Annotated in this window: 11 protein-coding genes and 1 pseudogene; 9 read left to right on the plus strand and 3 right to left on the minus strand. The window is 35.6% G+C overall.

Annotation, left to right across the window (positions count from 1 at the left end; genetic code table 11):
* The 4 genes and pseudogenes from FTU45_RS14495 to FTU45_RS14510 all read left to right on the plus strand — a co-directional run.
* A pseudogene (locus FTU45_RS14495) lies at window positions 1-251 on the plus strand (hypothetical protein); the annotation flags it as partial.
* Window positions 252-353: 102 nt separating this feature from the next.
* Window positions 354-587, plus strand: a complete 234-nt coding sequence (locus tag FTU45_RS14500; RefSeq protein ID WP_180076636.1) for a hypothetical protein — start codon at window positions 354-356, stop codon at window positions 585-587.
* 202 nt (window positions 588-789) lie between these two features.
* On the plus strand, window positions 790-1,719 hold the full coding sequence (gene repM / locus FTU45_RS14505; protein ID WP_004896921.1) for a replication initiation protein RepM: 930 nt from the start codon (window positions 790-792) through the stop codon (window positions 1,717-1,719).
* A gap of 66 nt (window positions 1,720-1,785) precedes the next feature.
* On the plus strand, window positions 1,786-2,328 hold the full coding sequence (locus tag FTU45_RS14510; protein ID WP_004896925.1) for a plasmid replication DNA-binding protein: 543 nt from the start codon (window positions 1,786-1,788) through the stop codon (window positions 2,326-2,328).
* A 294-nt stretch (window positions 2,329-2,622) separates the two neighbouring features.
* On the opposite strand, the gene FTU45_RS14515 is transcribed toward FTU45_RS14510, so the two are convergent.
* A complete protein-coding gene (locus FTU45_RS14515; protein WP_004641881.1) occupies window positions 2,623-2,952 on the minus strand; it encodes a four-helix bundle copper-binding protein in 330 nt (109 codons plus the stop codon).
* 487 nt (window positions 2,953-3,439) lie between these two features.
* On the opposite strand from FTU45_RS14515, the gene FTU45_RS14520 reads away from it, so the two are divergent.
* The 3 genes from FTU45_RS14520 to FTU45_RS15540 all read left to right on the plus strand — a co-directional run bounded on the left by FTU45_RS14520 (window position 3,440) and on the right by FTU45_RS15540 (window position 4,355).
* Entirely contained in the window at window positions 3,440-3,727 is a 288-nt protein-coding gene (locus FTU45_RS14520) for a BrnT family toxin (RefSeq protein ID WP_180076637.1), read from the plus strand.
* Window positions 3,714-4,028, plus strand: coding sequence for a BrnA antitoxin family protein (locus FTU45_RS14525; RefSeq protein ID WP_004282216.1), 315 nt, complete (start codon window positions 3,714-3,716; stop codon window positions 4,026-4,028). Before FTU45_RS14520 ends, FTU45_RS14525 begins: the two co-directional genes overlap by 14 nt.
* A 192-nt stretch (window positions 4,029-4,220) precedes the next feature.
* Entirely contained in the window at window positions 4,221-4,355 is a 135-nt protein-coding gene (locus tag FTU45_RS15540; protein WP_257224072.1) for a hypothetical protein, read from the plus strand.
* Between the two features lie 175 nt (window positions 4,356-4,530).
* On the opposite strand, the gene FTU45_RS14530 is transcribed toward FTU45_RS15540, so the two are convergent.
* Complete coding sequence (locus FTU45_RS14530) at window positions 4,531-5,049, minus strand: hypothetical protein (RefSeq protein WP_180076638.1); 519 nt, start codon at window positions 5,047-5,049, stop codon at window positions 4,531-4,533.
* 317 nt (window positions 5,050-5,366) lie between these two features.
* Between FTU45_RS14530 and FTU45_RS14535 the strand changes: the two genes are divergently transcribed.
* The gene (locus FTU45_RS14535; RefSeq protein WP_180076639.1) at window positions 5,367-6,737 is read left to right on the plus strand and encodes a P-loop NTPase fold protein; all 1,371 of its coding nucleotides are present in this window, start codon (window positions 5,367-5,369) and stop codon (window positions 6,735-6,737) included.
* Here the strand turns inward: FTU45_RS14535 and FTU45_RS14540 are convergent.
* Window positions 6,734-7,000 carry a mobilization protein gene (locus FTU45_RS14540; protein WP_180076641.1) on the minus strand — a complete coding sequence of 89 codons (267 nt, stop codon included), beginning with the start codon at window positions 6,998-7,000 and terminating at the stop codon, window positions 6,734-6,736. The two genes, FTU45_RS14535 and FTU45_RS14540, sit on opposite strands and share 4 nt — an antisense overlap.
* Before the next feature lie 210 nt (window positions 7,001-7,210).
* Between FTU45_RS14540 and mobQ the strand changes: the two genes are divergently transcribed.
* A partial coding sequence (gene mobQ / locus FTU45_RS14545) for a MobQ family relaxase (protein ID WP_180076640.1) occupies window positions 7,211-8,432 on the plus strand: 1,222 nt, incomplete at its 3' end.

The following is an 8,432-nucleotide window of genomic DNA, read 5'->3' on the forward strand; positions in this document are numbered from 1 at the left end:
AACACCAGAAAAAACATGGTGTGAAGGATTTATTGGAAAATGAAAAGTTTAAAGAACATGCCTGGAAGCAGTACCAACAACAACATCCGGCCAAAGCCAAGCAATACCAGACTCTATACCCATCCTACCAAGTCATTAAAAAATGTGTGGATGAGATCAAAGCAGAACAACAGATGAAACTCAGACAAGAACAACAACTCAAAGCACAGCAACATGCGCCTAAAATGAAATCTCGTGGCATGAGTCGCTAAACAGAGCGAGTGTCTACGAGCGAACTGAGAAAATTCGTCCATCCCTTTCCCTGATTACAAGCTCCCTATCCATTAATCACCTACCCTACCAGAGCATCCCGCATGGGTGCGAACTTTCCAAGTTTGATTCCTAAATCGAGCGAAGCGAGAAAAAAAGCTCATGAGCGAAGCGAATTCCGAGCTGCTTTTAATCTTGCTTTTGCTTTTTCTCAAATTCACGAAAATATGAATCAAAAATTGCCCCGACGAATCGAGCGAAAGCGAGATTCAATAGAGTTTGAGCGAAGCGAAAACCAAGGGCAATTTTTTACTCCCTGGGCTTTTAATTATTTTTAAGCTTTTAAATGCTTTTAATTAAGCTGTAATCCTTTATTCATAATGGTTCTAGAGATATTAAAACGAGGTTTACCTTGCATTAAAACGAGGTTTACCTTGCATTAAAACGAGGTTTACCTTGCATTAAAACGAGGTTTACCTTGCATTAAGCGAGATAATTATATAACCTCGTCTTATTGAATTAAAAATATAATCTTTTCATATGAAAACAGAACTAGTTGTTAAAGATAACGCCTTAATCAATGCCAGTTATAACCTCGATCTAGTTGAACAGAGGTTAATTCTCCTAGCTATTGTTGAAGCAAGGGAATCGGGTAAAGGGATAAATGCTAATGATCCACTAACAGTTCATGCTGAAAGTTATATTAATCAGTTTGGTGTACATCGAAATACGGCTTATCAGGCGTTAAAAGATGCTTGCGATGACTTGTTTGCAAGACAATTCAGTTATCAGAGTCTTAGTGAAAAAGGTAACATTATTAATCACAAATCAAGATGGGTGAGCGAGGTGGCTTATATTGATAATGAAGCTGTCGTTAGACTTATTTTTGCCCCTGCTATTGTGCCTTTAATTACTAGGTTAGAAGAACAATTTACAAAGTATGAAATACAACAAATAAGTAATTTAACAAGTGCTTATGCTGTTCGTTTATATGAAATATTGATTGCATGGCGTAGTACTGGAAAAACGCCTCTCATAACTATGTATGATTTTAGACAAAAAATAGGTGTACTCGAGACTGAATACAAACGAATGTATGATTTTAAAAAATATGTTTTAGACATTGCATTAAAACAAGTAAATGAACATACCGATATTACTGTCAAAGTTGAACAGCATAAAACAGGTAGATCTATTACTGGTTTTTCATTTAGCTTTAAACAGAAAAAATCAGCCACGCATTCAGTCGAATCTAAAAGAGATCCGAATACATTAGACCTCTTTTCAAAAATAACAGATAAACAACGCCATCTATTCGCCAACAAGCTCTCAGAGCTTCCTGAGATGAGTAAATATTCACAAGGCACAGAAAGCTATCAGCAGTTTGCTGTACGTATAGCTGCCATGCTGCAAGATGCAGAGAAATTTAAGGAATTACTTCCTTTACTCAGAAAATTAGGATTTCAATGACATTGTTAATTGAAATTGTTAAGTTAACAGTCAGGTATTAACACAAGTTGAAAACTGGTTTACATAATGAAAAAACTGTCAGTTTCAGAGTTAGCTAAGCTTTATGGATATTCAAGACAAGCCATATATGCACATATAAACAAAGGAAATTTATCTAAAGGATCTGATGGATTAATTGACTTTTCAGAGGCCCTAAGAGTTTTTGGGGAACCACAAAAAAAAGAGGATACAGTCAATCAAAGTCAATCAATTAACAGTCAAAACTTGACAGAAGTTGACTTACTAAAACGTCAAGTTGACATACTGGAAAAACAATTAAATCAGGCAATACAGAGAGAAAATCAATCTTTAGAACGTGAATCGTTTTATCAAGAACAGATTGAAGCTATGCAGCGCTTACTAGAAGCACCAAAAGCCAATATGACTACCTTTACCGATCAGAGCTTTAAACAGGATATAGCAACGGATCCTCGGTCGGAACTAGCAACGAACTATGACGAATTGACTACTCCTCAGCAAGACAATAAGCGTATTCCTATCCCGGAGCATGTTGAACCAGAACAGAAGAAGAGAGGCTTCCTAAGCCGCTTTTTCCTTCCATATGGTTAGCCAAGACTCCAGTTTTTTGAAGAGCCAATTTCAGTGCAAGCACTTGAAATAATGACTCCTCAAAAAACCGGATGATGTTTATTAAAACTGAATAAAACCGTGGAACATGAATAATCAATAAAAAGCCGTTCTGGTGCCCTATACTCCAGAACGGCTTACGTTAATATAATGATATTTAAAGAGAAATATCAAGCATTTCGTATAAGGTGTATTATGTTAATTTTAGGAAAGGCTCTAGACTAGCAGAATGATTATGTTAGTCTAGAGCCATATAATTAACATTATTGAAGTATTTTACATGGCAATTTTTCGACATTCTTCTGCACACTGACGGCAAGCCTCAGCACATTTTTTACAATGATCATGTGAATGTTTTTCACACTCTTCCGCACAATATTCACAGATCTTAGCACAAAGCTCACAAATCTCTTTGAGGAAAGGTGAGTTATGTTGTTGCATACGCACACATAACTGACAAATATCTGCACATTCTAGACAACGTTGAATACATTCACGCATCATCTCTAAATCTTTTTCTTTTAAACAAGAAGTTGCACATTCAGTACAAATAAGTGAACAGTTTGTACATGCAGAAATACACTCTGAAAATTCCGTATTAATCATTTTTTACTCTCAACTTATATAATCAAAGAAATAATTAAAACATAATTTTTTTCTACTAATTATTTTAAATTATTAGTAAATGTAATACATAATTTTAATTTATATGAATAATGTTAATTTTAACTAAATCTTATTTATATTCCAAATTATTAAAAAACAGTTTTTAATTAGGATAGATGATCAAGTATCAAAAGCAGCTATTCTTAAAATAACTACAATAATTTTATCACTTTAAAAATAGATTTTCCCTCTATTTAACATAATGGCGGTTATACGCAATACACTTGTATATTAATTTAAATATCAACTACTTAATAAAAATAGAAAAATCCAAAAATGCCCAAAAAGCCGACTTTGAAACAAGTCGGCTTTTTTATGAGCATTTTTGATAGTTCTTGCCAATAAATCTGACTAAAAATTACGCTTTTCAACTTGAGTGATACAATTTTGTGATACATTATTGTATATACAAATTTGAATGTTTTTTATGGAACAGTATTTCGAATGGGATGAGGCAAAGAATCGAAAGAATCAGAAAAAACATGATGTATCTTTCGAAACTGCAAGCCTTGTTTTTGAAGATCCTCTAAGGATCTCAATCCAGGACAGACATACCGATGGTGAAGAACGTTGGCAGACCATTGGAAAAGTGAAAGGCGTACTAATGCTCTTAGTAGCTCATACCATCTTTGATGAAGATGAGTGTGAAATCATAAGAATTATTAGTGCAAGACAGGTAACTAAAGCAGAGCGAGATAAATATGAGCATGGTTAGATACTCACGCAAAGAACTGAATGAAAAATTCAGCGACAAGCAAGATGCTGAAATTGAACGCTTGCTTGCTAAGGGAACGGTTCCTGACGATCAGCTAGATCTCTCAGATATTCCTGAAATTACCGACTGGAGTAATGCTGTACGCCACAATCAATTCTATCGTCCAGTGAAGCAACAAACATCTATTCGTTTAGATGCTGACGTACTTGCATGGTTCAAAGCACAAGGTAAAGGTTATCAGACACGCATGAATGAAATCTTGCGGGATGCCATGCTAAAAGAATTAAAAAATCATCAGTAAAAATGGGAGCTTAAGCTCCCATTTTTTGAATTCGCATAACGTGTATTATGTTAATTGTAGTAAATCTTAATCTTGTCACTTATTCCTGAACATAAAAAATAATAGTCTTTTATGAAATTTATCTGTCTGTTGCAATTTCAATAATTTAAATTTATATTACTAATTAGTTTTACTTATATAAGGATTTTTAAAATGACTAGACCTCTTAAACCAGGACCGAAACCAATTGCTAAATCTACTGGTAAGGTTGATAAAAGAAGACGTGATAATAAGAAGACTCCAAAAAATAATGATGATTTGAAACCTAGTAAATCATCTGAAAAATAGCCGGAGGCAGACGTGAAAATAATGCTGTCTATAATTCAGTAGACTCATGACAATCCTGACCATTAAGGAGGATGATTAAATTTAATCATTTCTCTATTAGTTCACAAAATGGCGAGTATGCGAACACCACCAAAGCATGGCTTTCAGCCATGCTTTTTTTATTAAAAGACTATAATTATTTAGCAGATGCTTCTTTTACTTGAGCATCAAATCTTTTAAGTGCATTAAAAGCCTTACTATCTACAGTACCATCTACAATGGCCACTTCATGTGCGCCTTTGCTAGTTGATACTTTCATCCATGTTCTTTTTGATTGCAGAATTTTAGTTAAAATACTGTAACTTACAACCATTGTGGCTTGTGAATAGTTAGCCCCTACAGCTTGATCAAAACTAGTAGCATGATCATTCTTTATATTAATAATTTCCCCATCAATATTAAAAGCTACAGAGTGAATGTTTGCTATTTCATTTAATAGGCGAACAGTAATACCAACATTGTTGGGCTGATTTTCTAACCATGTTGCCCCAACCATTGGACAAACCATATTTTTACATGCTGCACCATGCGGAACAATCGCTACACTTTTTACACCATCAAAATTACTTACTGCCGTCTGTGGATTTAATCCTGATGTTGTTGCACAACCTATAGTAAAAAGACTTGCTAACCCGATGATTAATATTTTTTTCATAAAAATCTCTTAATTATTCAAAAGGAAACTGAATATAGCATTATAAGTATTTAAGACTAATAACAACTATCATTAGACTAGAGATAGGCACAAGGAAAGTAAGGTACGACAGGAGTTTTACTGAGCGAACTAATACGAAAAACCCCGGCATCCTGCCAGGGTTTTTTATTACTTAATTTATATGGTCTACAAATTTCTTTAAATTATCTGTATGAATTAGAGTATATATCTTCGCTTAATTTAAAATTAAAATTCATTTATCTTTTTGTTTTATAAAGTACATTAAGGGTATTCAAAGCTCTAATGTAGAACACAAAATGCAAGATCAATTTAAATTAGTAAGAGATGATTACACCAACATAGAAAAAGCATTTGATGGTGATTTATGGAAAAGAAAAGAATTAGGCAATAGGCTCACAGAATATGTATCTCGATTGAAAATTGGAGCAACTATAGCTATTGATGCAGAATGGGGGTCTGGTAAAACATGGTTCGTTAATCATTGGAAAAAGCAGTTAGAAGATGGAAAATTTGATGTGATCTATTTAGATGCTTTTGCTAATGATTACCTAGAAGATCCGTTTTTAACAATCTCAATGGAAATTGCAAATAAAATTAATGTAGACCCTGCTTTAGTAAGAAAGTTCAAAGAAAAGCTTACTAGTGTTTATCATTCAATTTTGCCAAATCTTCCTATACTTCTTTGGTCTTTAGGAACTTCAATAATCTCAGCAAGTTATTTTGGTAAAACTGCTGCCGAAGTTTTAAAAAATTCAACTGAAAATGTTGGAGACTTTGGAGAGGAAAGTGCGAAATTACTTAATGAAAAATTAAAAGAACATTTATCAGCTCAAGTTGAAAATTATGAGCAAGAAAAGCAAACTTTAATTTATTTTAAAAAAGCATTAGCAGAAATTGCGGAAAAACTTGATCATCCATTGGTTTTTATTATTGATGAATTGGATCGTTGTAAACCAGAATTTTCTATTCGTTTAATTGAAAGAATTAAACATTTTTTTGATACTCCTAACATTATTTTTGTACTGGCAGTGAATAAAAAACAATTATCAGAATCTATTAATAATTTTTATGGTTTTAATGATGTTAATGATTACCTAGAAAAATTTATAGATTTCAACATTAGGCTACCTATCCCTCATCAATATGAATATGGATATCTGATCGAAAATTATGTTCAAACACATGGGTTTGTTATTCGAAATACCAATGCTATAAAAATGCTTTTCATATATTTCCAACCAAATGCAAGACAAGTAATTAAAATTCTTCAAAAATTAAATTTTTTAAACATAAGAAGTGAAAGGAAAAATAGCTATGCTTGTCTACATATGTTAGTTCACGATCTTGGCTTAAATAAAGATTTTAATGATGAGTTAGCTTCATTAAAAGTTCTAATGGAGAAAGTAAGAATTTTCTATACAACACGTCCATCATTTAACTCCCTTGATCCGTCCGATCTTCAACTTGAAGAAAAATTACTAGAAAAACTGAAAAATCTAGAAGATCTCAATTTATTTGCAAGGCTATATGAATCTCAGTTCATGACTAAAAAATACGATGAGGTGAGAAAATTCAAAGATGCCCTCTCACCTGCTGACCAATCTCAACACCTATGGAAAGATTGGGATAACTATTTAAATAGCGGATTTATTATAAATCCCATTTAAAATCCAAAAATTTTTCTATCTCGTTCGTCTGTTAAATAACGATCCATCTGGGCCATTAATTTGGCCCTAGCTTGTTCATCATCTTCAGTAATTTTTAGCATACAAGAACCGATTAAAATTTTTCGTCTGGTATCATCCTTACGTGCCTGTTCTTTCTCTTTGGCACGTTCTCTTGCCAGTGCTGCCTGTCTTTGAGCCTTAAGTTGTTTTAGCTTTTCTTCCTGGGCTTTAATTTTGCTGTCTAGTGTTTCAGTAATGCTCATTAATCCAATACCACCATCCTGGGAAACCATCCCTAACATAAGCGCACTTGAATATGCATTCAAGGTGCTATATGTATAGTAATGTTTTCCTCGAAGAGCGCACTTATGCAAACTTCGTTTGCAAGTCCGATTGGGGTCTCCCCAATACCCCCGACAACTGTAGTCACGGTTGTATTTCACTACGTGAAAATTTAAAAGCGAAAAACAGGCATGGCGATTTACCACTTTTCAGTCAAAACCGTAGCACGATCTGCAGGGCGTTCCGCCACTGCTGCGATTGCCTATCGGGCCGGTGAAAAGATCTATTGTGAACGCGAAGGCCGAGAACATGAATACAGCCGAAAAACTGGCGTGGAATATAAAGAAATTTATTTACCCGAAGGCGCACCAGAGCATTTAAAAAATCGGGAAAAACTCTGGAACGAAGTGGAACAACGAGAAACCCGAAAAAACTCGACAGTCGCCCGGGAATTTGAAATTGCCTTTCCAAGTGAGTTGAACCAGGAACAACGCCTGGCCATGCTCGAAGAGCTATGCGCCAGCATCGTAGACAGACATCAGGTGGCCGTTGATGCCTGTATCCATGCCCCGCATACCGGATCCGGCAGTGATGAACGCAATTATCACGCGCATATCCTGATGAGCACACGCAAGCTCACTCCCGAAGGTTTTACCGAGAAAACCCGGGAATTGGATCAGAAACACAGTGGAGAAATCGAACACTGGCGCGAACACTTTGCCGATATCTGCAATATGCACCTCGACATGGCCGGATACACCGCCCGAGTCGACCATCGCAGCTATAAAGACCAGGAGAATGGACTGGAAGCCACGCTGCACGAAGGACCGAAAGTCACCGAACTGCGCCGAAAAGGGATTGAGACCGAAATCAGCCGCAGCAATGATCAAATCAAACAGAGAAATCAGGCTCAGCTGCAATACGGCAAAAATATGGATCTGCTGATTGCTGAAAATGAGATCAAACTCAGCACACTGAAAACTGAACAGCAGATTCAGATCAAACATAGCGCTAAAACGCCACCAATTGACGAAAAAGCCCTGTTTGAGGAAAAACAGAGGGAAACCCTTGGCAAAGTGCTAAAACGCGAAATCAGCGCAAAAGACGCGAATCTAGACCTGGATTTCATGCAGCAGCATCTAGAGAAGGCCGAAAAAACCCTGAGCAAGCACCACAAACATCAAAACGAGTTCAATCAGCAGCTTGCCCAGGAGATCGTAAAAAGCGGACTCAAGCAAAGTCATGACAAATTGCAAAGCCTGGTCGATCAACACAACGAATTAACTCAGAACAAACCCTTACTGTTTGGAAAAAAAGCCTGGGAAGCCCAACGTGATGCGATTTACCAGGAACACAAAAAGCTGAAAGGTCAGCATGAACACCAGAAAAAACATGGTGTGAAGGATTTATTGG

The sequence above is a fragment of the Acinetobacter sp. YH12106 genome, assembly GCF_013418995.1.
Lineage (GTDB): Bacteria > Pseudomonadota > Gammaproteobacteria > Pseudomonadales > Moraxellaceae > Acinetobacter > Acinetobacter pseudolwoffii.